The 25,523-nt window shown below is 68.7% G+C and carries 19 protein-coding genes; 14 read left to right on the plus strand and 5 right to left on the minus strand.

The genetic code is table 11. The features are described from left to right. Nucleotides 1–149 precede the first annotated feature (149 nt). Nucleotides 150–869, minus strand: a complete 720-nt coding sequence (locus tag N7925_RS20995; protein ID WP_265601055.1) for a GOLPH3/VPS74 family protein — start codon at nt 867–869, stop codon at nt 150–152. Nucleotides 870–1,062: 193 nt separating this feature from the next. Here N7925_RS20995 and N7925_RS21000 point away from each other — a divergent pair, with 193 nt between their 5' ends. Together N7925_RS21000 and N7925_RS21005 are read left to right on the plus strand one after the other, a co-directional pair. Next, nucleotides 1,063–3,552 carry a D-alanyl-D-alanine carboxypeptidase gene (locus N7925_RS21000; RefSeq protein WP_274346515.1) on the plus strand — a complete coding sequence of 830 codons (2,490 nt, stop codon included), beginning with the start codon at nt 1,063–1,065 and terminating at the stop codon, nt 3,550–3,552. A 171-nt stretch (nt 3,553–3,723) separates the two neighbouring features. Beyond that, nucleotides 3,724–5,661, plus strand: a complete 1,938-nt coding sequence (locus N7925_RS21005; RefSeq protein ID WP_274344776.1) for an MFS transporter — start codon at nt 3,724–3,726, stop codon at nt 5,659–5,661. Between the two features lie 125 nt (nt 5,662–5,786). Here the strand turns inward: N7925_RS21005 and N7925_RS21010 are convergent, their stop codons facing one another. After that, the gene (locus tag N7925_RS21010) at nt 5,787–6,764 is read right to left on the minus strand and encodes an ATP-grasp domain-containing protein (RefSeq protein WP_274344777.1); all 978 of its coding nucleotides are present in this window, start codon (nt 6,762–6,764) and stop codon (nt 5,787–5,789) included. A gap of 108 nt (nt 6,765–6,872) precedes the next feature. Between N7925_RS21010 and N7925_RS21015 the strand changes: the two genes are divergently transcribed. Then, a complete protein-coding gene (locus N7925_RS21015) occupies nt 6,873–7,766 on the plus strand; it encodes an aminoglycoside phosphotransferase family protein (protein WP_274344778.1) in 894 nt (297 codons plus the stop codon). On the opposite strand, the gene N7925_RS21020 is transcribed toward N7925_RS21015, so the two are convergent. Continuing rightward, a complete protein-coding gene (locus tag N7925_RS21020) occupies nt 7,744–9,993 on the minus strand; it encodes an MMPL family transporter (protein WP_274344779.1) in 2,250 nt (749 codons plus the stop codon). The genes N7925_RS21015 and N7925_RS21020 overlap by 23 nt on opposite strands. Before the next feature lie 271 nt (nt 9,994–10,264). On the opposite strand from N7925_RS21020, the gene N7925_RS21025 reads away from it, so the two are divergent. Next, nucleotides 10,265–11,023 (plus strand): TetR/AcrR family transcriptional regulator, encoded by a 759-nt coding sequence (locus N7925_RS21025; RefSeq protein ID WP_265601060.1) that lies wholly within the window; start codon nt 10,265–10,267, stop codon nt 11,021–11,023. A 378-nt stretch (nt 11,024–11,401) separates the two neighbouring features. After that, on the plus strand, nt 11,402–16,414 hold the full coding sequence (locus N7925_RS21030; protein ID WP_274344780.1) for a hypothetical protein: 5,013 nt from the start codon (nt 11,402–11,404) through the stop codon (nt 16,412–16,414). Between the two features lie 189 nt (nt 16,415–16,603). Here the strand turns inward: N7925_RS21030 and N7925_RS21035 are convergent, their stop codons facing one another. Both N7925_RS21035 and N7925_RS21040 read right to left on the minus strand, forming a co-directional pair. Next, the gene (locus N7925_RS21035) at nt 16,604–17,323 is read right to left on the minus strand and encodes a DUF6551 family protein (RefSeq protein ID WP_274344781.1); all 720 of its coding nucleotides are present in this window, start codon (nt 17,321–17,323) and stop codon (nt 16,604–16,606) included. A gap of 79 nt (nt 17,324–17,402) precedes the next feature. Continuing rightward, nucleotides 17,403–18,350, minus strand: a complete 948-nt coding sequence (locus N7925_RS21040; protein ID WP_274344782.1) for a ParB N-terminal domain-containing protein — start codon at nt 18,348–18,350, stop codon at nt 17,403–17,405. Nucleotides 18,351–18,655: 305 nt separating this feature from the next. Here N7925_RS21040 and N7925_RS21045 point away from each other — a divergent pair, with 305 nt between their 5' ends. The 9 genes from N7925_RS21045 to N7925_RS21085 all read left to right on the plus strand — a co-directional run bounded on the left by N7925_RS21045 (nt 18,656) and on the right by N7925_RS21085 (nt 25,517). Then, the gene (locus N7925_RS21045) at nt 18,656–19,309 is read left to right on the plus strand and encodes an HAD family hydrolase (protein WP_274344783.1); all 654 of its coding nucleotides are present in this window, start codon (nt 18,656–18,658) and stop codon (nt 19,307–19,309) included. An 89-nt stretch (nt 19,310–19,398) separates the two neighbouring features. Beyond that, nucleotides 19,399–20,601, plus strand: a complete 1,203-nt coding sequence (locus N7925_RS21050; RefSeq protein ID WP_274344784.1) for a helix-turn-helix domain-containing protein — start codon at nt 19,399–19,401, stop codon at nt 20,599–20,601. A gap of 194 nt (nt 20,602–20,795) precedes the next feature. Continuing rightward, a complete protein-coding gene (locus N7925_RS21055; protein ID WP_274344785.1) occupies nt 20,796–21,242 on the plus strand; it encodes a recombinase family protein in 447 nt (148 codons plus the stop codon). Beyond that, complete coding sequence (locus N7925_RS21060) at nt 21,239–21,433, plus strand: hypothetical protein (protein ID WP_018961500.1); 195 nt, start codon at nt 21,239–21,241, stop codon at nt 21,431–21,433. The genes N7925_RS21055 and N7925_RS21060 overlap by 4 nt, the downstream gene beginning before the upstream one ends. Nucleotides 21,434–21,498: 65 nt before the next feature. Continuing rightward, nucleotides 21,499–22,386, plus strand: coding sequence for a glycosyltransferase family 8 protein (locus tag N7925_RS21065; protein ID WP_274344786.1), 888 nt, complete (start codon nt 21,499–21,501; stop codon nt 22,384–22,386). Next, nucleotides 22,383–23,261 (plus strand): phosphotransferase, encoded by an 879-nt coding sequence (locus tag N7925_RS21070; protein WP_274344787.1) that lies wholly within the window; start codon nt 22,383–22,385, stop codon nt 23,259–23,261. Before N7925_RS21065 ends, N7925_RS21070 begins: the two co-directional genes overlap by 4 nt. Continuing rightward, nucleotides 23,261–23,992, plus strand: a complete 732-nt coding sequence (locus N7925_RS21075; protein ID WP_018961497.1) for a glycosyltransferase — start codon at nt 23,261–23,263, stop codon at nt 23,990–23,992. Before N7925_RS21070 ends, N7925_RS21075 begins: the two co-directional genes overlap by 1 nt. After that, nucleotides 23,989–24,909, plus strand: coding sequence for a PIG-L deacetylase family protein (locus N7925_RS21080; RefSeq protein ID WP_443032222.1), 921 nt, complete (start codon nt 23,989–23,991; stop codon nt 24,907–24,909). Before N7925_RS21075 ends, N7925_RS21080 begins: the two co-directional genes overlap by 4 nt. Continuing rightward, nucleotides 24,903–25,517, plus strand: a complete 615-nt coding sequence (locus tag N7925_RS21085; protein ID WP_274344789.1) for an AAA family ATPase — start codon at nt 24,903–24,905, stop codon at nt 25,515–25,517. Before N7925_RS21080 ends, N7925_RS21085 begins: the two co-directional genes overlap by 7 nt. Nucleotides 25,518–25,523 lie beyond the last annotated feature (6 nt).

Here is a 25,523-nt window from a genome sequence, read left to right on the forward strand (position 1 = left end):
GTACGCACCGGAGTGCGGGAGGGCGCGCAAGCGCACGGGGCAGCCGGTGGTGGTGACTACCGGCTGCCCCGTGCGTGGTGCGGCTCCCGGACCGGGCCCTGTGACGACGGACGACGGTACGGCGTTGTGCTGTTCCCAGGTCCGTGCGGTCAGCTCGCGGCGGTGTGCGCCATGCTGCCGCGACGGGCCTGTGCTTGCTGCTGCAACGGAACGCCCGCTGCCTGCTGCGTACGGCGTGGCTGGACGGCCACTCCGTTCTGGACGTCCATCACGGCGTGCGCCACGAGTCCGCCCATCGGGTCGTGCCTGATCAGGTCCCGGAGCCGGGAGCGCGAAGAGCGCCCCTCGTTCCCGGGGTACAGATGCTTGCCGAGTCCGACCGCGTGGGCCAGTGCGGCGAGCGCCGCGGTCCGCGGGTCCGGCGGTACGCCGGTACGGATCGCGCTGTCCAGCCGGTTCCTTATGTCCCGGCTGATCGCCGTCTCCGTCGCTTGGTAGCGAGTCGTCGGCAGCACTCCGCACATCTGGCCCGCCACGGCATGAACCATGCCGCACCGCTCCAGATGGGCGAGATAGATCTGGCGCAGCCCCAGGCGGGGCCCGCCGATCCAGTGGACCGCCCGAACCGGGCTGCCACGACGGCGCAGCAGCTCCAGTGCGGAGTCCAGAGTCGGATCTCCTGTCGGCCGTGGCATCACCACGGCGATACGATCCCCGTCAGGGGCTATCCGTCCTGCCAGAGCCAGCTCCACTAGCTGTGCCCCGGCCAGGCCGAGGTCGAGCGACTGCGGCTGCGCTGTGGTACCCGTGGTCGGGTCCAGAGCGAGCAGCAAAAGCTCCTCCGGGATTGTTCTGCGGCTCCTGCCCATCCATGCCTCCCCGCGTGGATGTCTGACAGGGTGACCCCTCTCACATTGGTCTGTCGAGAGCGCCTGCCTGCTTTGCAAGGGAACCAGTAGGTATGTCGTTCTCGTCTAGCAGCTCGGCCAGGGGTTCACACAGGACACTGGTAGATGGTTCGGACAGCGCGGGGTGACCCCGCAGCGCATGGAGGAGGCATCGGTGGCGGGCGAGTCCCCCGACAAAACGGAGCAGCAGAAGTCGTCGGGGACGGCTGCGGAGGAACGCGACCCGCGCTTCGCCGTGTTCCGTGACCCCGGCGCGGACACGGACGCGGATGCGGATGCGGGCGGGAACGCGGATACGGGCGTGAGTCCGGGCGCCACGTCCGACACGGCGACCGCTGTCTTCCGTCCCCGGCTTCCGGAGGACGCCGTTCGGCGCGAGCCCGGGGCGGAATCCTCTGCCGCGGTGCGTGAGCCGGAGAACGCATCCGGGCCCGAGGTCGAGCCGGAGCGTGAGCCTGTGGCGGCCTCCACGGCCCCTGGGGAGGCCGGTAGGTCTTCGGAGGGCACGGGAGTCGCAGAGGGCGGCACGAGCCCGGACACGGGCACGGAGGCGTCCGGCGCGGAAGCGTCCCCCTTGGAGGCGTCGGCCGAGCCCGATGCCGAGCCCGGGGACGGCCGGCTGCGTGCCGCAGTGGCCGCGTGGGTCGATGCCGAGGTCGAGGCCGATGCCGATGCCGAGGACAAACCGGCGGCGGACAACGAGGACGACGCGGACTCCGACGCCGAGGACGAACGTTCTGCGACAGCAGAGCCGGACGCGGAGGCGGAGGCGGAGCCCGAGGCGGACGGGGACGACGCCGAGCCGGGGTCGAAGGGCGAGCCCGACGACACGGCGAAGGCCGGCCCCACGCCCGTATCCACGCCCACCGCCGCGCCCGATTCCACGCCCACCTCCAAGCCCGGACCGAAGGCCGACGCCGAGCCGGACAGCGCGTCCGACGCCTCCGACCTGCGAGGAATCGATCAGCCCACCGCCATCTTCAAGGCGGTCAAGCCGGTCGAGGCGGTCAAGCCGGTCGGTGCGGCCGACCGGGTCGACCAGGCGACGACCGCGCTGAAGCTCCCGCCGAGCGAGGACCTGCCCGGCGGCAAGAGCGAGAACAAGCCCGGGAACAAGCCCGGGAACAAGCCCGGGAACAAGCCCGGGAACAAGCCCGAGAGCGAGGTGGAGCGCACGAGCACGTTCGTGCCGCTGCGCTCCGACGACGTACGGTCCGCCCCCGCGCCCCGCAAGCCGGAGCCCGGACCCGGTACCGGATCCGAGGCGCCCGTGCGCACCCCGGAGGCCGCCTCCCCGCCACCCGCCGCCCCGTCCTGGGCGGCAGCCGAGCGGACCCGGCAGCAGCCGCTGCCGCCGAGGCCTCCCCTCGACCTGCTCGCCGAGCTGACGAACACCCCGCCGCCCCCGGAGACCCCGGCCCGGACCGCCGTCCGGCGGGTCAAGATCTGGACCCCGCTGGTGCTCCTCCTGCTGATCGTCTTTGCGATCGTGCAGGTGATGCGCCCGCTGCCGGAGCCCTCGCTGGAGCTCACGGCGAAGCCGACGTACACCTTCGAGGGCGGCGAGACGAAGCTGTCCTGGCCGGGCCAGGGGCAGTCGGCCGTGATGGTCGACGGCGTCGGGTCGCTCGGTTCCGAGGGCGCGCAGAAGCCGGCCCCGATCGCCAGCGTCGCGAAGGTCATGACCGCCTACGTGATCCTCCAGGAGCACCCCCTCAAGGGTGACGAGGAGGGCGAGACGATCACCGTCGACCAGAAGGCCGAGGACGAGTCCAAGCGGCCCGACGAGTCGACGGCCCCGCTGACCAAGGGCCAGAAGCTCAGCCAGCGGCAGATGCTCCAGCTGCTGATGATCCCCTCGGGCAACAACGCGGCTCGGCTGCTCGCGCGCTGGGACGCCGGTTCCGAGGACGCGTTCATCGGCAAGATGAACGACGCGGCCAAGGAGCTCGGCATGACCGGGTCGACGTACACGGACCCGAGCGGGCTGGAGAAGACCACGGTCTCCACCGCCACCGACCAGCTGAAGCTGGCGCAGGCGGTCATGCGCAACGAGGTCTTCAGGAAGATCGTGGACATGCCCGAGATCGAGATCGAGGGCATAGACGGCAAGATCTACAACAACAACAACCTCCTGTTGCAGCCCGGCGTGAGCGGCATCAAGACGGGGTCCTCCACCCCGGCGGGCGGCAACCTGCTCTGGTCCGCGAACACCAAGGTCGACGGCAAGATGCTGTGGATCTACGGAGCGGTCATGGGCCAGCAGGCCGGCACGGGCCGGGTCTACGACAGTCTGGAGCTGTCCCTCCAGAACAGCCTGAAGCTGATCAAGGACGCACAGGAGGCCGCGACCTCGACGACGGTGGTGAAGAAGGGTGATGTCGTCGGGTACGTGAACAACGGGTTCGGCGGACAGACCCCGGTGATCGCCACCAAGAACCTCAAGGCGGTCGGCTGGTCCGGCCTGGAGGTCGAGCTGAAGGTCACGGACAACGGCGAGGGCATCGATCACGCCGCGAAGTCCGGGAGCGAGGTCGGCATGGTGACCGTGGGCACCGGCACCGGAAAGGTCACGGCACCGGTGGTGCTGCAGAGCGATCTGACCGAGCCGGCCTTCGGCGACAAGCTGGCCAGGATCGGCTGAGTCACCGGAGCGGGGAGGGGCGGACGACGCTGTGGGCCGCCCCTCCCTGTATATGGCGTATATGACAGAGATACGTGCAGGCGGTACGTGTTAGCGTCCCCGGACAACTCAGGGACGCTGGGACGCGTCCTTGCAGAGGTACGGGGCCGGCGGAGGACGGGGAGAGCCGTAGTGACCACCGCGGAGCCGAAGCCCGGCCGCGAGGCGGACGAGACCACAGGGGCCGGGGGCGAAACGCTGCACGTTCGCGTGCCGTCCCCCCGTGTCCCGGATTCCCGTGATTCCTCCGATCCCTCCACAGCGGCCGGTGATCCCTCCACGGCCGCCGGGACTTCCGGGACTCCAGGGCTCGCGGGTCCCGCAGAGGGGCCCGCAGTCTCCGAGCCGTCGCCGGCCAGGGCCCGTCGCCTGCTGCGGCACCCCGTCACCATCGCGACGGCCGCCGCCGCCGTCGGCCACCTCCTCTGGTTCTTCTTCCTCGCCAACACGGGCGGCGACATCGCCGCGCAGGACGCCTGGGCCGAGTTCGTGGGCCGGCACCCCGGCACGGCGTACAACCTGGCCTGGTACGGGGGCATGCACCCCGTCTCGTACAGCGTGGTCTCGCCCTACCTGATGTCGCTGCTCGGCGTCCGTACGACGATGATGATCGTCGGCACGGTCTCCTCCGCGCTGACCGCGCTGATCCTCGTGCGGGTCCCGGCCGTGCGCAATCCGCTGGCCTGCTCGCTCGCCGGGGTCTTCGCGTTCCTGTGCAACGCACTGTCGGGCCGGGTGACCTTCGGGCTCGGCATGATGTTCGCCGTCGGCGCGGTGGCCGCGGTGTTCTGCTGGCCCTACCGCTGGCGGTACAAGCGGTGGGCCAAGGCCGGCGTCGCGGCCCCGCTCGCCGCGCTCGCCACCGCGTCCAGCCCCGTAGCCGGACTCTTCCTGGGCGTCGTCGCGGCAGCGCTGTTCCTCCACAAACGACGCCCCGGCGCGTACGCGATCGGGCTCGCACCGGTCGCCGTGGTGGGGCTGTCCGCCTGGCTGTTCCCGTTCTCCGGTACGCAGCCGATGTCGCTCGGGACGCTGTCGCTGCCCTTCCTCTTCGCGGCCCTCGTGTACGTCCTCGTACCGCGCGACTGGAGCACGGTCCGCACCGCCGCCGCCGTCTACGGGATCGGCACGCTGCTCACGTACGTCATCGACTCGCAGATCGGGTCGAACATCACGCGCATGGCGATGCTGTTCGCCGGGGTGGCGCTGCTCGCCGCCCTGCCGTACGCGGCGCCGCGCAGCCGTCGCTGGTACGCCCTGGTCCTGGCCTTCGTGGGCCTCAACTTCTGGATCGGGTTCAAGGGCGTCGACGACATCGTCCGGACCGCGCCCGCCGCGTCCTGGAACCGGGAACTGGCCCCGCTGATCAACCAGCTCCAGCAGGTGGAGGCGGAGCGCGGCCGGGTCGAGGTGGTGCCGGCGAGCAGTCACCGCGAGTCATCGGCGCTCGCCCCGTACGTCAACCTGGCGCGCGGCTGGAACCGCCAGGCGGACATGAAGCGCAACCCGCTCTTCTACGACGACACGCTCGACCCGGTGAACTACCGGGAGTGGCTGGACCGCTGGGCCGTGCACTACGTGGTGCTGCCGGAGGACCGGCCGGACAACGGGGCGATCCAGGAGGCGGAGCTGGTCGAGCAGGGGCAGCCGTACCTGCGCGAGATCTGGGGCGACGCGAACTGGAAGCTCTTCCGGGTCCTGGACCCGGTGCCGCTCGCCGACCCGCCCGCGACGGTGGAGCGGGCCGGCGCGGACGAACTGACGATCACCGTGAAGTCGGCGGGACGGGTGCTGATCCGCATCCCGTACACGCGCTGGCTCGCCCTCGTCGACGAGGAGGGCAAGAGCGTGAAGCGCCCGCTGGAGACCGAGGAGTCGAAGGCGCGGTCGGAGGCGGACGAGACCGCGCCGAAGACCTATCTCAACACCAACGGCTGCCTGAACAAGGTCGAGGAGGGCCCGTACGGCGACGAGTGGACCGAACTGCTCGCGCCGCGACCGGGCGTGTACCGGCTGGCGGCCCCCTACCAGCTCCAGCCGGGCACGCCCTGCCCCGAAGAACTGAGCTGACCGTTGGTGTTCCGTTCGGTGCAGTGACGCTGAGCGGCTGATTGCTGAGCGTCTGATTGCTGGGCGGCCAATTGCTGGGCGGCCGCGCGGCTGTGCGCCCCCGCGAGGCCGACCGGTCCTCCGGGCTACCGCACGAAGCCGCGGTCGTGCGGCGACAGCTCCGTGACGGGGCCGGCGGAGCGGAGGACCGTGTCGAGGACCCGGTCCGCGTCGGCCGAGTAACACCCGCTCGCCCAGGCGGCGTTGGCTTCGATCACGGCCCATCGGCCCTCGTCGTCCCGGCCGACGTCGACGACGATCGCGGACGGCAGCGTCTCCCCGGCCGCCGTGAGGACCTCCCGCCCGAAGGTGAGCGCGTCGCCGTCCGCCGACCCGAGCCGGAGCCGGCCGGACTCGGCGTACTGGCCGGCCGCGTGGACGGCCCCGTCGAGCACGTGGAGCCGGTACTCGACGGCGAACGTCATCACGTCGCTCACCAGCACCACGGTCGCCGGGTCCACGGCATCCGGTCCGGGCAGCCGGGACCCGTCCGCGTACACGAGCGCCGAAACGCTCTTGTCGTTGGGTGACTTGACGAAGGCGGGGCGTCGCAGCCGGTACGCCTCGTCGATCGGCATCGCCCGGATCTCCCGCCGGGTGAGCGCCCGGGGGAGCCGTGCGAGCCAGTCCGCGGGGGCCTCCAGGAGGGCGATCCCGAGCGCGGGGGCCACGACGTCGGCGAAGGAGGGCCCGGCGTGCAGATGCACGGCGTGTCCTTCGCCCTCAGCGCGGTGGGTTCCTCCGCCGCTCGGGGTGCTGTCGGTGCCTCCGGCATACGGGGTGCCCCCGGTGCTGTCGGTGCCCTCGGCGCTCGGGGTGCCCTCGGTGCCCCCGGTGCTGGCAGCTCTCCCGGTGCTACCGGTGCCGGCGGTGGACGCGGTCGGCCACGGGAGCACCGGGAGCCCCGGGAGCGCTGCCCACCCCGGACCACCCAGCCCCTCCGGTACGGCGGAGGCCGTCGCCTCCACGGTGCGCAGCCCGCGCCGCAGCGCGGCGGCACGCAGCGTCCGGGCGGAGGCGGTGAGCCGGGGCGGGAGGACGAGGGTGCGCGGCGGGCGGGTCATGGCCGCAGATCCTCCCGTACGGGGACGCCGCACCGCACCGGCTTTTCTCCGGGACGGCGGGGGACGGACCCGTTGTGCGCGCGCGGGGCCACCTGGTTCGATCGGCGCATGATCATCGAACCGTCGCTCGTACGCGGCCTGATCGCCGCCCAGTTCCCGCACTGGGCGGACCTGCCCGTGAAGGCGGCCGGTGCGACCGGGACCGCGAACGCGATCTACCGCCTGGGCGCCGACAAGGCCGTACGGCTGCCCCGTACCGAGGGCAGTGCGGCGGATGTGGCGACGGAGCACCGGTGGCTGCCCCTGCTGGCATCGCGGCTGCCCTTCCCCGTACCCCTCCCGCTGGCCCAGGGGGTTCCGGACGAGGCCTTTCCCCGGCCCTGGTCGGTCTGCACCTGGCTGGACGGGACGAACCCGAGTCCTGGCGACGGCTCTTCGGTCTCCGAACTGCTCGCGGCCGATCTGGCGGAGTTCGTGCTGGCGCTGCGCCGGATCGACCCGGCGGACGCCCCGCCCGCCTACCGCAGCGAACCTCTGGCCTCCCGCGATACGGAGACGACTGAGGCGCTCGCGGCCCTGGGCGGGGTCCTGGACCGGGCGAGCGCCACCGCCGCCTGGCACGAGGCCCTGGCCGCGGAGCCCTTCACGGGCCGGCCCGTCTGGGTGCACGGGGACCTCCAGCCGGGCAACGTCCTGGTCGCGGGGGACCGCCTCACCGCGGTCATCGACTTCGGCTGCACCGGTGTCGCCGATCCCGCCGTCGACCTGATCGCGGCCTGGTACCTGCTGACATCCGGGGCCAGGGAGACGTTCCGTACGGCGGTCGCGGCCGACGACGCCACCTGGCGGCGGGGGCGGGGCTGGGCGCTCTCCATCGCCCTGATGGAGCTCGCGCACTACCGGGAAACGAACCCGGTGATGGCGAGGATCGCGGCGCACGTGATCGCCGAGATCCTCACCGACCACTCCCGTACGCGGGTCAGACCCCCGTCGAGTCCTTGACACGCGGGACGCGCGGCGCGTTCACGGCGGGTGCGGGTGCCGGAACCGCCCCCGGCGCGCCCTCACTGAGCCCGAACCGGTCGTGGAACCTCCGCAGGGGGCCGGGCGCGTACCAGGCCGATCGGCCGAGCAGACGCATCGCGGCGGGGACGAGCACACCGCGTACGGCTATGGCGTCGATGAGGATGGCCAGCCCGCTGCCCAGGCCGAACATCTGCATGAAGCTGATCTCCGCCGTGCCGAAGGCGAAGAAGCTCACCGCGAGCAGAAGCGCCGCCGCGCTGACGATGCGCCCGGTGCGGCCGAGGCCGTGGGTCACGGCGGACTCGTTGTCCTCGCCGAGATCGTGGAGTTCCTTGATCCGGCTGGTGACGAACACCTCGTAGTCCATGGAGAGACCGAAGGCGATGCAGAACATCAGGACGGTCATCGACATCTCCATCGGCTGCGCCGTGAAGCCGAGCAGGGAGGAGAGGGCGCCGTCCTGGAAGATCCAGGTCATCACGCCGAGGGTCGCCGCCAGGCTGACGATGTTGAGGGCCAGGGCCCGCAGCGGCTGCACCACGCTGCCGGTGAAGAGGAAGAGCAGGACGAAGGTGGTGACGACGATCAGGGCCACGGCGATGGGCAGCCGGTCGCCGATGGAGGTCTTGGAGTCGACCAGTTCGGCATCGGTGCCACCCACCAGCGGACTCGCCGCCCCGGCGGGCGGATCGGTCGCACGTACCTCCTTCACCAGGCTCTGCGCCGCGTCCGACTTCGGTTGCAGAGCGCTCACCACGGTGATCCGCTGCCCGTCGGGCCGGCCGAGGGCGGGGTTCCCGGGGCCGGTGGCGGTGGGCTCTCCCCCGGCGTAGCTTCCCGCACCGGTATCGACGCGTACGACACCGTCGAGCCCGGACAGACCGGCCGCGTACGACGCCAGTGGGGTCTCGGCCACCGGCTGGTCGATGACCACATGGAGGGCCGACTCCTCGCTGCCGTCGAAGTTCTCCCGCAGCGCCGTGGCGACCTGGCGGCTCTCGGCGCCCTCGGGCAGCACACGCTCGTCCGGGGTGCCGAAGGTGATGCCGAGCAGCGGGCTCGCCGCGAGCAGCAGCACGGCGAGCGCGGGCAGGGCGGTGATCGCGGGCCGTCGCATGACGGTGCGGGCCAGCCGCCCCCACAAGGGTGTCCGCTCATCGACGCGCCCCCGCTTCGCCCACGGCAGCCGGCCGCTGTTGACGCGGTGCCCCAGGACGACGAACAGCGCCGGCATCACGAACAACGTGCTGACGGCGGCGACGGCGACGACACCGACTCCCGCGAATCCGAACGAGCGCAGGAAGTACTGGGGGAACACCAGGAGTGACCCGAGGGCCGCCGCCACGGTCGCGGCGGAGAACGCGACGGTGCGGCCCGCGGTGCTCACCGTGGCCCGGACGGCGTCGTCCACGCTCGCACCGGCCGACAGCTGCTCGCGGAAGCGGCTGACCAGCAACAGGGCGTAGTCGATGCCGAGTCCGAGACCCAGGGCGGTGGTGAGGTTGGTCGCGGTGTTGGCGACATCGGTGACACTGCCCAGGAGGGAGAGCTGGGCGAACGAGCCGAGGATGGCAATGACGGCGATGACCAGCGGCAGCAGGGCCGCGACCACGCTGCCGAAGACGAACAGGAGCAGGACGAGGGTGAGCGGTATGGCGATGGCCTCGGCCAGGATCAGATCGTCGACCACCTGACCCGACAGATCGCTGCCCACGGCCGCGCCGCCTCCGGCCCGGACCGTGAGGCCACCGTCCTGTGCACCGGTGTAGTCGTCGATGACCTGTTGGGCGTTTTCCTGCTGCCGCGTCTCGTCGCCCGTCACATGGGCGAGCACCATGGCTTCCCGGCCGTCCTCGGAACGGAGGTCCGGGCTGCCGCTGTCCCAGTACGAGACGACATTGGTCAGCCCCTTCTCCTCCTTGAGGCCGGCGACCAGGCTCTGCCCGCTCCGCCGTACGGAGGGGGAGTCGACGGAGCCGTCGGCGGCACTGACCAGCAGCACCAAGTTCGTCTCTCCCCCGAACTTCTCGTCGATGACCACCGCGGCCCGGGAGGAGGGGGACGCCGGGTCGTCGAAGCCCCCGCCGAGCAACTTGCCGAACGCGCCCGCGCCGACCGCGCCCATGAGCACCAAGGCCACAGCGGCCACGACGAGTACCGACCGGGAACGGCGAATCGCCAGTTCGGCCAAGCGTTCAAACACGCCACATCTCCTTTGCCTCCAACGGTGAGAACGACGTGTGTCTGCCCGGTGCACAGGGGAGCCGGTGCAGTGCCCGCGGAGCCCTTCTCCACCAGGGAGGGGCGCGGTGTCGCACGCTTCGTCGCCGTGAACGACGTTAGTGAGAGTGCGAGTTGTTGAGCAGTGCGAGATTTACCTGACACCGTCAAATTTTTCGCACAGCACGCAGGACTTCCGGGCGGCGATCGCCAAGGCCTCCCGGTACGGCCGGGTCCGCCGTAGGCTCGGCCGCATGCCCGCAGACGAACAGCCGTCGGCTCCGCCCTCCCTGCGACAGCGACGCCGGGCCGTCGCCACCCAGGAGATAGTGAAAGCCGCCGAGCTCCACATCACCGAGCACGGCTCCGCCGCCCTGTCCCTGCGCGCGGTGGCCCGGAGCCTCGGCATGAGCGTGCAGGCGCTCTACCACTACTTCCCCGACCGGAACGCCCTGGTCACGGTGCTCATAGCCCAGGCGTACGAGGACCTGGCCACCGCCGTACAGACCGCCGCCGACACCACCGACACCACCCCGCCCGACCCGTCCCTACCGCGCTTCGTGATCGCGGCCGAGGGCTACCGCCAGTGGGCCGTCTCCCACCCCGAGCGGTTCCAACTCCTGTACGGGACACCCCTGCGGAGCTATGCGGCACCCGTCGGCGGCCCGACCACCCGGGCGCTGCAGCAGATGAGCGCGGTCTTTCAGCGCGTCCTGTTCGGCGACTTCACCCCGGAGCAACTGGCCGCGGCGGACACACTCACGCTGTCGCCCCCGTTCCGCGCCCATCTGGAACAGCTGTCACCGGACGGCCTGGCGGCCCTGCCCCCGCAGGCGACCGCGCTCCTCCTCAGCGGATGGGGCCACATGCACGGCCTCGTCGTCCTGGAGGTGTTCGGGCACACCTCGTTCCTGGGCGACCACCAGGCCGAGATCTTCCGCCTGGCGATGCGCGACCTGGTGACGGACATCCACCGCCGCATCCCGGCCGGACACGGGAACGGCCCCGGATGAGAGGTCCGGGGCCGAGCAGGAACCCCTCCCCGGGGGGAAACCCCAGGTCAGAGTGGTAACGCGTTGTGCCCCCGGCAGGATTCGAACCTGCGACACCCGCTTTAGGAGTGGGGTCGAATCCGTGATCGGGGGTGATCATCCATGCCGGGTGGTGCTGTCCGTGCAGGTCAGCGCCACCGGGCCTTACGCCCGCCCGTACTCCCTGACACCGTATGCCGCTCCGTCCGCGCACGCATCGCGCACGCATTCGGTCGTGTGACCAGCCGTTCTCCAGCCCGAGAGGGCGCCCCTACCGTGGGGTGGCTGTCGACTAAGGCGGGACTCCCTCCTATCGCCGTACCCGTCTGCGATGTCAGTGGTGCGCCATATGATGCAGAGATGGTGGGGCGCGACGGAGCGGAACAGGTGGCCAGCCCGTACTCGACTGGTGGCGGTGGCACGGTCTTGGAGCACCGTTTCGGTGCTGTCCTACTGGCTCACCTTCTCCTAGGCGATCCAGTACCGGCTTTGGGCGACGAAGTGACGCCGGTGGAAGTGCGCTTTCAGGACAGTCATTTCAGTGCCGTAGACGACCTGATCGTCGTCGGCAACACAGCCGACGGAGCGCAGCGGCGGTTGTCGATCGGAGTGCGTAGGGCCCCGAGCTTCGTAACCAGCGACGATTCCACAGCGGATCTACTTGTGTCTTACCTGCGGGTTGTTACCGACCATTGGGACGAGGCCAGTACGGGACGCTGGCGCCTGGCAGTTGCAGTGGCCAGTCCCAATCCGGCCGTACAACAGGTGCGTGAGCTGGCTGTGATCGCTCATGGGCAGCCCGATGAGGAGTCGTTCCGCGCAGCCGTGGAACAGGCGGGACGTACGAGCAATGCTGTTCGCACGCGATTGACTCATCTGGATGCGTTGATCGCTAAGGCGGCTGCCAGCCCGAAGGTACGTACCGAGACACCTGACGCGGAGCTGACCTGGCGAGTCCTGCACGTGCTCTGGCTGTGGGAGCTGAGGCTGGAGGGAGTCGACGAGTCCGACCGCACAGCGGTCGTGGGGCGTCTGCGGGGTATCGTTCCCGACTCCTCCGTAGAGGATGCCGACGCACTGTTCGAAGTGCTGGGCAGGCTCTCTCAGGGGTACGCCCCGGCAGCGGCCACTGTCACCGAGAGCATGCTGCGAAGGCAGCTTTCCGGGGCCGCGGCTCTTGACCGCTCCCCGTCCTACCCCGCAGCGTGGCGTGTCCTCGACGCCTTGTCGGAGACGGCTGAGAATCTCGTACGGTTCCGGTTGACCGGCGCTGGCGAGAACCTTGAGTTGGAGCGCGTCGAGGCCGGAAGCGCCCTGGCTGCCGAAGCAAGAGCGGTCGCATCGCAGGCGACCGCACTGATCGTTCACGGTGAGCCTGATGCTGGCAAGTCGGCTCTGGCCTTGCGTACCGCCAGCCAGCTGCGAGCCGACGGGGTCGCAGTCACAGTGCTGAACCTGCGAGAGATTCCCGCGACCCTGGTGGAATTCGAGACGCTGCTCGGTGCCCGGCTCGCAGTGGTGCTCGGCGCCTCGGCGGTCGGTACGGGGCGCCTGCTGGTCGTTGATGGCGCGGAGTCGGTGCTGGAAGGCCGTGCCCGGTTGCTCTCCGACCTTGCACGGGCGGCCATGACCGCCGGGCTTGGCGTGGTGGCGGTAACCCGCACTGATGGTTCCGGAGCCGCACGTGATGTCCTCATGCAGGCAGCGGAAAGTGTGGAGCGGCACGGCGAGGTCATCGAGAGCCTCGTTCGTGAGCATGAGGTCCCTCGGCTGACCTCGGTTGAGATCACGCAGTTGGTTGAGGTCTTTCCGCAACTGCAGCGGTGGGCCAGTGACGAGCGGGCGCAGTGGTTGCTGGGCAGGCCAGGTCTGGTTGACATGTTGCTGCGTGCAGGTCCGAGCGTGGCGGCCCCTCAAGGAGTGGCGTCGGAGGCTGACCTGTTCGCCGCCGTCTGGGGGCACTTGGTGCGCCGCGGAGAGATGGTGGTGGCAGGAGGGCCCTCCCCTGACGCTCGTGATCAATCTCTTCGTGCACTGGCCAGGCGCCAGCTGCTTCCGCACGAGAACTCTGCGCCACCTGATTCAGCCGCGTTGCCTTCTCTGCGTTCCGACGGTTTGCTGGCGCCGCTGAACGCGACCAGTGCCTGGAACCGGTCCGATCGATTTGCCAGCGATCTCGTGCGAGACATGGCAATGGTGCGGCTGCTCGTCACGGACGGCTTCGATCTCCTCTCAGCTGCCGATGCGCCGCGCTGGGCGCTACGTGCCGCACGTGTCGCATGCCAGGCCCAGCTACTCACTACTGCTGACGTCAGGCGGTCACTTGCACACCTGCGTGCCGTCTTTGATCAGATCGCGGTTGACCACGGCGAGCGGTGGTCGGATGTGCCGTGGGAGGCAGTGCTCACCCTCGGTACAGCCGGCGAGGTCCTTGGCCGGGCATGGCCCGAGTTGCAGAAGGACCGGCAAGCCGGATTGCGTACAACGATTCGGTTGGCCATGCAGCGCTACGCGTCCCATGACGTCGGCGACCCGGTGGTGCTTGCGCCGCTGGTCGAGTTGACCTTCTGCCGCGAACACGATGCCGATTCCGATGACAGCTCCCGGGCTACCTATGACATGAGTCGCGCCATCCGCGAACTGGTGCTGGCCTGGCTGCGCGGGCTGGTGAGAGCTGAGGTGGGTGTATCCATCCCGATTCGGCAGACGGTGAGGGACCGCATCCTCGCAGCCGAGCCAGAGCATTGGGACGAATTTGCTGTGGAAGCATTGGCACTGCTTGGCCCAGATCTCGATGGACGGGCCGAGGCGTTCCTCAGGGGAATTGCTGACGACGGTGGTGCACGTCTCGACCCTGTCGTGGAAAATTTCTGGCCCGTGACGGGCATGGCTAGGCATCAGCCGGATCTGCTCTTGGTCTTTGCTGAGTCCTATTACATCGAACGATATGACTCCGAGGCGGCTAAATACGGCGGGTTTCGTTCGTACCCGTTTGATGATGGCATCCGGCACCACCGTGCTCGTGGAGGCATCACTGAACGGATGGCAGGTTGGTACCGCGGCCCCTTCTGGCAGCTGCTGAAGGCCCGCACCGTGCCGACGCTGGCGTTGATTAATCGGATGCTCGACCACGCGGCGGCCATCCGGGTCGGAGACCGCGATAGCCACGTTCAGATTCCCGAAGATGAGCTGACCGGCGTGGATCTGGATCTGCTGGGGGTCGGTGTCAGGCACTGCGTCGGGGACGAACACGTATGGGCCTGGTATCGAGGGTCGTCAGTCGGCCCGTACCCGTGCATGAGTGCGCTGCTCGCGGTTGAGCGCCTCGCGGACCAGCTTGTGGCCATCGCTGATATTCCGATGGCTCGGGTCATGCAGTTGCTGTTGCGTGACTGCAACAACCTGGCCATGCCTGGCCTCGTGGTCGGGTTCCTTGTGCGGCATCTGGAGCAGGCGGGTGATCTGCTGGATCCTTGGATGCGGGATCCAGACGTATGGCATCTGGAATTCGCGCGAGTCGCTGGTGAAGGAGTGCTGTACGTACAAGGCCCGGACGAACCTGACCTTGTGGGGCGCTCTCGCCGTCGAAGTAATCTGCGTGACGTCGCCGCCGAACTCACCATCCGGGCGACCCTCTCCGGTGATCAGAACCGGCTGAACGAGCTCGCGGCCACAGGCGAGGAACTCATCCGTCGTGCCGAGGAACTGGTCGCTGACTCCCAGGGCGGTGCGGATGCTGATCGGATGCTCACCTCAGTACGGGGGTGGGCGGCGACGTTCAGGCCGGAGGATTTTCATCCGGAAACTGATGAGTCTGGCAACTTGATCGTGCAGTATCAGCACCCCGAGCCGCTGGCGACTCGCATGCAGCCCGAAGCTGAGATGTTCGATCGTGCCGGCCAGGCGTTGCGCTTGCAGAACACCTACGCCAGATCCGCCGATCGCGTTGGCCCGGTTGACACTCTTCTGCCTGACATCGTCTTGGTGCGATCCCTGGGCGACGACCCACCCAATCCTGCTCTCAACCGCCTTGACCCGATTGCTGCCGTCGCTGCTGCCGCAGCCGTCGCACACGCCCGCGGACGGATCCAGGTGCCGGTTGACGACTTGCGTTGGGCGACGGATGTCCTGATCGAGGCGATCGCCGAACCGAGTCGGGCTGAGTACGTCTCTTCTTCTTTCTACTCGGTGGGAGCTGATCGATCTGCGGCGACTGGACTGCCGGCACTCTTGGCCGTGGCATCTGACGACGTCGACCTTGATCGTCAGGCAATCATCGGCGCCTTGGACCGCTGCACCACGAACCACTTCGACGAGGTGCGCATCACGTTTGCCCTGGCTGTCGAACCTGTCTGGGACGCGCCGTGCGACGCTGACCAGCAGTCGAGCCCGTGCCGCCACCAAGCAGTGCTCAACGTCGTGCGGGCGGGACTGCAGGACTGTCGCCTTGGCGACTGGGACCCGACCACTGGTGTACTTGGCCGTCCCCGGCTCGACGGTCCTTACGAGCAGACGTTGCCCGAGGTCGAGACGGAGCGGCTCTATCTGACGTCACTGATTCCGCCACTTATTGCTGCCGGTTCAGCGTCCCTCAGCAACAGTTGTGTGGCAGATCAGGCGAACGGACTTGCTGAAGTCCTGCTTGACGCCCACGCCCGCGTTGCCGACCACTGGGCGAGGGAAGGGTACGAGAACCGGCACAGCCGGCAGATCGCTCGCGTCATCGTTGCCCTGGCGCTCAGGGGTAACACCGAGCCGCTCAAAGCACATGTACGGCGCTTCGCTGCCAACGGTCGCGCCCTGCAGGATTTCCTCCATGACCTCACCGTGCTGTTCACCTATGACGATGACCTACGCCCGGCCCTTCTGGACATTTGGTCCGTCGTCATGGAGACCGCCCTCGATGCCATCGGCGACGGCACTGAACTACGCACCGATCACCACTGGGGCGACTACGCATTGGGGGCACTACTACCTGCTCCCGAGATCGACATGAGCGACACCGACATCGACGCGACCCTAGATCGCGCCCGAGAAGGCTGGCTACACCCCGACAGCCTCGCTGGCCTCGTGGATCGTTGGATAGGGATCGCCCGGCAGGAACCCAAGGCCCTCGACGCACTCGCGAAGCTTGGCAAGTGCGCTCCGCTGGAGTGGCAGCGAGGCAGGGGGCTCGACTTGGCGGAGCGATTGGTCGACGATAACTATGGCGCCATCGCCAACAAGTGCTGGTACGTCACCGACTGGCTCAAGACACTTCACTCACGCGATGAAATGTTGCCGGCCCATATTGCACGGTGGCGACGCCTCGTCGACGGGTTGGCGGCAGCAGGTGACCACCGGGCAGCCAACTTGCAACTAATCGAAGAGTGACGTCAGCATATGGAGCACTAGAGTAGGTGTTTATGCGGGCGAGTGCGCCGTGGTTCCCAGGGGTCGCACCTTTGAGGTTCGTTATCCTGAACTGGTGCCAACCTCGACCGTTCCTGACTCCTCGTCAGTGAATCGATGAGGACTCAGGAGTGATCGAGATTGGGTGCTTTGGGCAATTGGGTCCTGCATTCAGAACGGCTCTCGGGATTCTGTGGCTAGCCGACCAGAACGCCGCCCTGAATTATATGCATCCCGAACCACTCTGGCGATCCCCTCCACCACGGTGCCTCCGGTGACCTGCTTGTAGCCCCGTCCTTTACCAAGGAGACTTGCAGGGCCACCGGGAAGCTTGGAAAGCTTGCGCACCAGTGCATCAGAGTCGAGGAAAGGGAACTCGTAAAGCACAGAGGCTACCCCGAGAAGCACGTAGCTGTTCCCTGCGGCGGGGATATGTCCCCAGGAGTCAGTGACGACCCGCAAGGTCCGCCTCAGTAGCTGCCCTTTCTCTGTCGACTTTCCGTAGATCTTGCGGAGCGCTGCAACTGCGATGATTGCGTTGCCAGCCCCGGAATCTGAGACGATCCAACCGAGGTCTCGCGCAGTGCGCGTGATATCGAGAGACTCGCCGTGTCCGGCGGTAACTTCGGCCATGAACTTATACAAGGGTTGTACGCGCCGATTGTCGTTGAGGCCGAGGAAAAGCTCTGCTTCCTGTTCCTTGGTGAGGCCGCGGAATACCTTCATTCCGATCTTTGTTTCTCCGTGGTCTGCGGCGACGCACAGAGCTCCTCGATTCTGCCCGTCGAGCCAAATGTATGTGCCGTTTGATCGGGCGGACACTTGAGGAACTCCAAGGCGTCCCAAGTCGAAGCCTTCCCTGAGCTTACGCGCCACCCAGGCCGTGTCCACGGGGCGAGTGTTCACAGCTCGGTCCGTCGTTACCTGACTGGGTACGAGCAACTCGATTTCGACAGCATGCTGGGTTCGGCTACTCATTGCGCATCTTCTCCATCTTTTTTACGTACGTGTGCGACATTCGGCGGGCATCCTTAAGCGCCTTGAGCATGTATGCGAAATGCTCGGAGGTTGCCAGGTCGTCTGTTACGACATCAGACAACCCTTCTAGCGTTCCAATAACTACATCGGCGGTTCGGACATAGTCGTATTCCCTCCGGTGGGAGCGAGCCTTGGGGAGGGAGCTACTGGCAATGCGGGCACTGGTTGAGCCAGCTTCGTGCACCCTCGGCTTACCGCCTAGGTATGGGAAGCAGGATTCCAGCGTGTCGGGGCAGATTCCCTGCAGGAGTAGCTGGTGCAATTTCGCGAGCACGGACACCAGGGGGTAGTCAAGGCCGGGTTTTTCGACTGCTTCCACCATGAGAGAGAGCGATCTCTCGGCCGTTCCTGCAGAGTCGGGGGTGGTCATCTCCCTCTCTGCTTTCCGGAGGGTGGAGCGAAGCACCTTGTACACCTTGGTGGGGAGGCCCACAGCGGCAGCGGCTGAAACTTCTCGCCGGAATCCTTCGTCGGCGCCACTGGGTGGTGGAAGCCGATGCAAGTTGAAGGCAGCCGTCACTCTTTCCGTTACGGTCATAGGGAGTGAGTAGAGTGGGTCTGGATTTTCGATATGCTGCCGCAGCTCCAGGGCGCCTTCTTCGATATCCTTGGCGAAGATGGCGGCCACGAAGTGCATATGGGCCTGCTTGCTCGCCTCGAATCTCCTATTTCCGCTCAATAGGAAGTGGTCCTTCTCGGCGACGAGTAGGGGCTCCTTCAAGCCGGAAGTCCTGATGGACGAGGCCAGGCCGTCAAGGTCTCGGATTCTTTCGGTAGGGGATTTCGTGATTCTAATATCGGAAAGTCTGATCTTCGCAAGCTCCAACGCTTTCCTCTTCTCGGGCTTGGTGGCGTTCGTCCGGAGGGGACGGGTGTGCAAGCTGGACGAGAGGCTAAGGCAGATTCTCGGGGAAAGTAAAAATCGCCACGCTTGTGGAGTAATCGTAGTACTGCTTTGGAGTCATGAACGGGGTGGCTGGCAGGCATTTGCGGGCACAGAAGACGTGAGTCTTACGTGAATATTCTTTCGTGCTTGAGGAGGCGGGGGATCAGGGCGAGGCCGCTGGTGGCTTGGCCCAGAAGCGAGCTCAGCCCCTTTGATCAGCGGGGGAGGCTTCGTCTGTCCACGTGGTCAGTGCGCGGTAGCGTCGTCGGGAGACCCATCAGGGAAGGAACGATCACCGGATGCCGCACAGGACTGATGTCGCCGACAGGCGCGGCCTGATCCTCGACTTCGCCGGGGTGCTTACCGCCAGCCCGATCGATATCCACCGCGCCTGGTGCGTGTCGGAAGGGCTGGCTCCGGGCGCATGGCGCAGCACTCTCAACGATCACCCTGAGGGCCGGCGTCTGTACGAGGCTCTGGAGATCGGGGAGATCGGGCAGGCCGAGTGGAACGAGGGCACGGCCGCGCTGTTGGGTGCGCACGTGGATCCGGTGAACCTGATGGGGCGGGCCTGGGCCCGGGTGCCTGTGGCCCGTCGGATGGTCGCGCTCGCGCGTGCCGCGCGTGCCTCCGGCCACCGGCTTGCGCTGCTGTCCAACAGCTTCGGCCTCGACCCGTTCAACCCGTACGAACACGTCGGCATCTGGGACCTGTTCGACGTGCACGTCGTCTCCGAGCTGGTCGGCATGGCGAAGCCCGATCCGGCGATCTACGAACTCGCCCTGGAGCGGATCGGACTGCCTGCCGAGCGGTGCGTATTCGTGGACGATCACGCGGTGAACCTTCCGCCGGCCGCCGATCTGGGCATCGCCACGGTCCACGTCACGGACGAGGATGAGGCCGTGACAGAGCTGGAGGCCCTCCTTGGTGTCACGGCGGTGCTCGCCGCGTGAACCCAAGTGCGCTCTGATCAAAGGCTGTCGGCTCCACCGCTCCAGCCAGTACTGTCCGTGTGGGGTCCATCACGCGGAGGTTCTGGAGCATGCAGTGGTCGGAGTACACCACCTCTGAGCGCTTGAAGGCGCTGCGCGGTGGCATGACACAGGAGCAGTTGGCGGAGGCGGCCGGCGTGTCCTTCGGCGTGGTGCGCAAGCTCGAACGCGGCGGGACGGCTTCCCTGCCGTCCTTGCTGTCGATCGCCGACGCGCTCGGTACGGACATCGCCGTGCTCCTCGGGCAGCAGGCGCCACGGCGGTCCATGGACCGCGACGAGCGGGCTGCGTTGCGCCTGGTCTCCGCAGCCACTCATGACGCGGCCATCGGCATCCCCGCCGAGGTCGAGCCGGGCACCGTCGAAGAGCTCCGCGCCGTCGTCCGTCGTGCGGACGCCGCGTACTGGGGAGGCCGGTACACCGAGCTCGGTACTCTCCTTGGGGGGCTCCTTCCCGAGGCGCGGGCCAGGTTCGACACGGCCGGCCTCGATGAGCGGGAGGCCGCCGCCGGCGTCTTGGTCGACACCTTTCAGACGGCGGGCATGGCCGCCAACGTGCTCGGATCACGAGATCTGGCGTATGCGGCGCTGACGTACGGACGCCAGATCGCCGTGCAGGGCGGAGATGATCTCCGTGAAGCGCACCTTGCCGCGACCACCGCGTGGGTCAACCTCCGCGACGGCCGGACCAAGCAGGGCTTCCTCCTTGCCGTAGCACAAGCCGACCGGATCGAGCCCAAGATGAGCGAGCACGACCCGGACCGGCTGAGTGTGTACGGGCAGCTCGTCACGAACGCCGCCGTCGCCGCGTCCCGGGGCGGTGCGAACTCGGACAACGCCCGTGAATACCTCTCGCAGGCGCATGCCGTCGCTGCCCGCATCGGGGACGAGCATGCCCGTGGCGCGCACGCCCAGCCGTACGGACCGATGTACGCCGCAACGCAGGCCATGAGTATCGCCGTAGCCCTCGGCGATACGGCTGGAGCGCTGCGGCTCATGGACACCGTTCGCCTGGACGACACGGTGCCCCTGGCCACTCGGGCCCGCTACGGCCTGGACGTAGCGCTCACCCAGGTCGAATGCCGTCGGTGGGAGGCCGCAGCCGACACCCTCCAGGCCGTCTGCGCGATGGCCCCGGGATGGGTGCGTCACCAGATGCTTCCCGGCGTCATCATCAGTCGACTCGCCGGGGTGTCCGTCAACCGACTGCGAGGACTGGCGAACTCCGCGGGCGTACCCCTCGGAGTGCGTTGACCTACGAGCCGAAGTACCACGGCCCGTAGTAGGTACGGACGCGCCATCAGCGCGACTGCTACGGGGCGTGGCACACCTTCGGGCGACCCTGCTTCCGCTGCCACGCGGCGTGGCGGTCCGACCGGATACGGAGTCTCTCCACTGCGACGAGCCGTGCCTGGGCCCCGACTCCGCAGCCCAGCAGCCTTGTGGGCATGCCGATCAACCCGCCCGGCGGCCTCGGGCACGTACCCGTCGCCGTCTACTCCTGCGCCACCACCTCCACCGCCCTCGGTGAGAGCGAGGAGCGTGGCCGCTACTACGCCGAGGCCCGGCACTGGCACGTCGCCGGCGTCTGGTCCGACCCCGCCCCGTCGCTGCCGCTCATGGAGCGGCCGGGCTGGCAGGCCGTCACGGCCGCCCTGTCCGCCGGAATGATCCGAGGTGTCGTCGTCAGCGGCCTGACGCATGTCGCCGCCGACGCCGCCCAGTTCGCGGCTCTCGGCGTTCTCCTCCGCGACCGGGGAGGGTTCCTCGCGGACGCGTCGAGCGGCACCCCGACCCGTCGAACCCCCGGCCAGGCCCGTCGTCGCCGCGACATCGCGGACGCGGCCTCCGGCTGGTTCACGCAGACAGGCACGTACGAGGAGGACGGCTCGTGAGCGCCCGGCGCGCCTGGGTCGGCGACCTCGTCCGGGACGGCGGCGGACGGCGGGCGATCGTCACCGACGTCCGCGCCGGCGGCACCGTGTGGGTGCTGCGGCCGCCGACCGGCGGTGGCCCCCACTGGGAGACCGACGACCCCGACAGCCTCGAAATCCTCGCCCGCTCCGAAGCCAGGGATACGCCGTGAGCGACCGCGCTGGCTGCCGACCCTTCCGTCACGCCCGTGCACCACGCCTGAAAGGCGAAGTCCCCGTGTACGCGTTCGGCCTCTGCATCGACCAGCAATACCTCGTCCCCGGCCTCGCCGCCCTCGCTGGCCTGGCCGACAGCCTCACCCCGGCCGCCCGCCGCGAAGCTGCCGTACGGGTGCTCACCCTCGACCTGACCCCGTCGCAGGCCCTCCTCCTCGCCGACCTCGCCAAGCGGGCCGGCGTCGGCTCCTTCGACCTCCGTCAATGCGCCCCTCTGCGCTCCTCGCGCATGGCAGACGCCTCGTACATCACCGTCACGACCTATCTGAGGTTCGAGTTCACGCCGAGCTTCGTCCGCCGTCCCTACCTGATCTACGTGGACGCCGACGTACTCGTACGCGGAGACGTGAGCGAGCCGCTCGGCTCCCTCGCGCCGGACGAGACGGGCGCCGTGCGGGACGAGTTCAACCCGACCGTCGGCGAGTGCCCGGCGCTGCCCGGAGCCGCCGAGCGCTGGCCCCACCTGCGCGGACGCCCGTACTTCAACGCCGGCGTGCTCTGGGCCCACACCGATCACATGTCCCGCATCCGCCGAGGCGTCGAGCAGGCCCTGATCCACGCCCGGCGCCACATCCTCCACAACGACCAGGACGCCCTGAACCTGTGGCTTCTGCGATCCGGCCGAGTGCGCCCGGTGTCCGGTGGTTTCAACCGGTTCGAGGTCGGCCGATTCCTGGAACGCGGGAACTGGGTGCGCCGGGTCGTCACACGGTCGCCGAAGCCCGATCCGGCTGCCGCCCTCGTGCACTTCGTCGGTCCCGAGAAGCCGTGGCAGGCCGACTGCCCCGTCACGGAGGAAGTCGTCGAATACCGGCGGCACCTGGAAAGGGCCATGCGTCACGTCCGGCGTCTGGGTGCCGTCGGCGTGGAACCGGCGGGTGGGCGGTGAGTGCGGGGGTACCGCCCGCTGTCTCGCGCGCTGCCCTCGCCCTGACCGGGGTACCGGCCCGCACCGCCCGCCGGCTGTCCGCACGTACGCGCACCGTCGTGTACCGGGCGGGCCTGGCCGACGGACGCGGTGTCGTGATCAAGCTGTACGCGGCGACCGCACGCCGCAACGCGATCACGGAGAGCGCTGCCATCCGGGCCGTGGCCGATCACGTCCCCGTACCGGCCCTCATCGGATACGGGCACGTTCCAGGCCACGAGGCGACCGCCCTCGTCACCGCCGACCTCGGCCCGCTCACCCTCGGCTGCGCCATGCGCTCCGGCCGGATCTCCGACGAGCGAGCTCTGAAAGACCTGGCCGGCCTGCTCGGCCGCCTGCACCGGGCCCCCGTCCGGCCGTCGGCCCCGCGCCGGCCGCTCCACGAGCAGGTCACCTCACTGGGCCGCCGCTGCCCGCCCAGCAACCTCGACCGCATCGCGCCCGCGCTGGCCGCCATCGCCGACGCCGTCCACACAGCGCCCGTGTGGTGCCACGGCGACCTCCACGGCGACAACGTCGTGATCGCCGGCCCCCGAGCCATCCGTCACCTGATCGACTTCACCGACGCCGCGGCCGGTCCCCGCGAATCCGACGTCGCCCAGACCCTCGTCATGACCGGCGCCCTCTCGACTCTCCGGGCCCGCACGGTCACCGACGCCTACCCCCTTGCCCTCGATCGCCACCTGTTGGGCGCCTGGGTCATCCTCCACACCCTGCGCTCCTGGGCGCATTCCTCCCCAGGCGACGACCGCGCCTTGTGGGCCCGCCGCCTGGACGACCTCAGCCGACGGACCCCGCACTTCTTCCGTACGCGCCGCCCGGAAAGGACGCGCTGATGAGCACCCCCGCCCTGTCGGTAGTGATCCCGGCCTTTAACGAGGCCGCCTACCTGCCCCGCTACCTGCCCTCCGTCCTCGCCTCACTCACCCGCTGGGAGGAGATCACCGGCCGTACGGGAGAGGTGATCGTCGTCGACAACGCCAGCACCGACGCCACCGCCGACATGGCCTCCTCCTTCGGTGTCCGAGTCGTCACCGAGTCCGTCCACAACATCGGCCGGGTCCGCAACACAGGAGCGGCAGCCGCCCGCGGTGGCCGGCTCATCTTCACCGACGCGGACGTGGCTCTGCCCCTGGAGGCGGTCACCGCTGCTGCTGCCGCCATGGACGCCGGGGCCGTCGGCGGCGCCATCCCGCCGCTCTACACCCCGGAACGGCTCGGCGCCCGCCTGCTGTGCGCCTACTGGGACCACTACCGCACCCGGCGCGGCGGGGCCCAGGGCGTCAACCAGTTCTGCACCACCGACGCCTTCCACCACATCGGTGGGTACCGGGACGACCTGTTCATGAGCGAGGACGTGGAGTTCTTCGCCCGCCTCACCGCCCACGGCCAGGCCACCGACCGGCCCGCGACCATCCTCGACGAACTGCGCGTGCGCCCGTCGACCCGCCGCTACGACCAGTGGTCGAGCCTGCGGATGCTCTGGTGGCAGAACCCCGTGACCGCCCGCCTGCGCCTCCGGTCGCCCCGCATGTGGCGCCACTGGTACGAGACGACCGTGCGATGACGAAGGAGACTCCTGTGCAGCCCCAGCCCCAGCCCTTGGTCGACCTGCCAGTGCCGGACGGGCACGGCATCTACACCTTCCCCGACGACCTCCACCGCGCCCACCAGACGCACACCCAGCAGCTCGCCGCCCGCCACCGGAACGACGACCACCGCGTCCTAGAGGTGACCGCACCCCACGCCCGCGTCCCGTACTACATCGAGGCGCGCACCCCCGTCGGCCGCCCGGTCCTCGCCATCGAACCCCATCACGACGACTTCGCCCTCTCGGCCTCGGGCACCTTCCTCGCCCGCCCCCGACCGCTGACCGTGGCCACCGTCTTCACCCGGTCCCGGAGCGTGCACCCCGCCCTGGAGGTCACGTACGCCGACGTCGACACCGTGTCCGAGCTGCGCGACCGGGAGGGTACCGCCGCGCTCGCGCCGTTCGTCGCCCGCCGACACCTCCTCGGCCACAAGGACGCCGAGCCCCCGTACCGTCCCTACAACCCCCAGGTGCTCGACCAGATCACCGAGGAAGTCCGCCGGATCACCGCGGCCCACCCCGGCGCCGAACTCCTCGCCCCCGCCGCCGTCACCCGCCACCCCGACCACCTCCTCGTCCATGAGGCCGCCGTTCGCCTCGGCTGCACCTGGTTCTGGGAGGACCTAGCGTTCTGGTCGACGTACGCGCTCGTCGGCTGCGACCAGCACCTGTTCCGTACACGTACGGGGGCGACGATGCGGCCCGAGCTGGTCGACATCACCGACGCCGTTCTGGACAAGGTCACCGTCCTGCGGATGCACGGCTCGCAGATGCATCCAGCGCGGAAGATGTACCGGCCGATCCGGCACGCCTTCACCACGGCGGCCGACCTCGTCGACGGGCCCGGCCTCTATGCCGAACGCTTCTACCGAACGGAGGAGCCGACGTGCTGATCATCGCCCTGGAAGGTCCCTCCTACGCAGGCAAGTCCACGGCGATACGCCACCTCCGCCAGACCGCCCTCGGCTCGCGGGCGTTCGTCTCGGACTGCTACGTCAGGCACATCGCCCACCGCGACGACATCCCTCCGGCCCAGACCGACTCGGCGGCTGCCCAACTCGCCGCCTTCGAGAGGTTCATGGAGGTCGAGGCGACCCGCGTCGCCGAGGCCGTCGCGAGCGGCAGGCAGTTCGTCATCCTCGACCGGTCCGTGGACACCCTCCTCGCCCACGCATACGCCCTGGACGCCCTGTTCGGGTACGGCGTCCACCACCAGCTCCGCGACCGGCTCAGGACGCTCCCGTTCCTGCGCCCGGACCACACCCTCTACCTCGACGTACCGGCGGAGACGCTCCACCTCCGCCGCAAGACCGCCGGCCACACCGCCGCCGAGTCCGAATACTTCCTCCACGAGCCGGGCTTCCTCCGCCATGCCCGCGACTACTTCGTCCACACACCCCGTCGGCCCGTGACGCGAGAGCTCACGGTCCTGGCCGCCGATGCGGGGCCGGACGATGTGGCCCAGGCCGTGGAAGCCCTCGTCACCTTCCTGGCGAGGTGAAAGAAG

The organism is Streptomyces sp. CA-278952, assembly GCF_028747205.1.
Classification (GTDB): Bacteria; Actinomycetota; Actinomycetes; order Streptomycetales; family Streptomycetaceae; genus Streptomyces.

Excerpts from the sequence above, each read along its gene's own strand:
- N7925_RS20995 (WP_265601055.1), bottom strand. The coding sequence starts at position 869 with ATGGGCAGGAGCCGCAGAACAATCCCGGAGGAGCTTTTGCTGCTCGCT.
- N7925_RS21010 (WP_274344777.1), bottom strand. The coding sequence starts at position 6,764 with ATGACCCGCCCGCCGCGCACCCTCGTCCTCCCGCCCCGGCTCACCGCC.
- N7925_RS21015 (WP_274344778.1), top strand. The coding sequence starts at position 6,873 with ATGATCATCGAACCGTCGCTCGTACGCGGCCTGATCGCCGCCCAGTTC.
- N7925_RS21025 (WP_265601060.1), top strand. The coding sequence starts at position 10,265 with ATGCCCGCAGACGAACAGCCGTCGGCTCCGCCCTCCCTGCGACAGCGA.
- N7925_RS21030 (WP_274344780.1), top strand. The coding sequence starts at position 11,402 with ATGGTGGGGCGCGACGGAGCGGAACAGGTGGCCAGCCCGTACTCGACT.
- N7925_RS21045 (WP_274344783.1), top strand. The coding sequence starts at position 18,656 with ATGCCGCACAGGACTGATGTCGCCGACAGGCGCGGCCTGATCCTCGAC.
- N7925_RS21050 (WP_274344784.1), top strand. The coding sequence starts at position 19,399 with ATGCAGTGGTCGGAGTACACCACCTCTGAGCGCTTGAAGGCGCTGCGC.
- N7925_RS21055 (WP_274344785.1), top strand. The coding sequence starts at position 20,796 with ATGCCGATCAACCCGCCCGGCGGCCTCGGGCACGTACCCGTCGCCGTC.
- N7925_RS21075 (WP_018961497.1), top strand. The coding sequence starts at position 23,261 with ATGAGCACCCCCGCCCTGTCGGTAGTGATCCCGGCCTTTAACGAGGCC.
- N7925_RS21080 (WP_443032222.1), top strand. The coding sequence starts at position 23,989 with ATGACGAAGGAGACTCCTGTGCAGCCCCAGCCCCAGCCCTTGGTCGAC.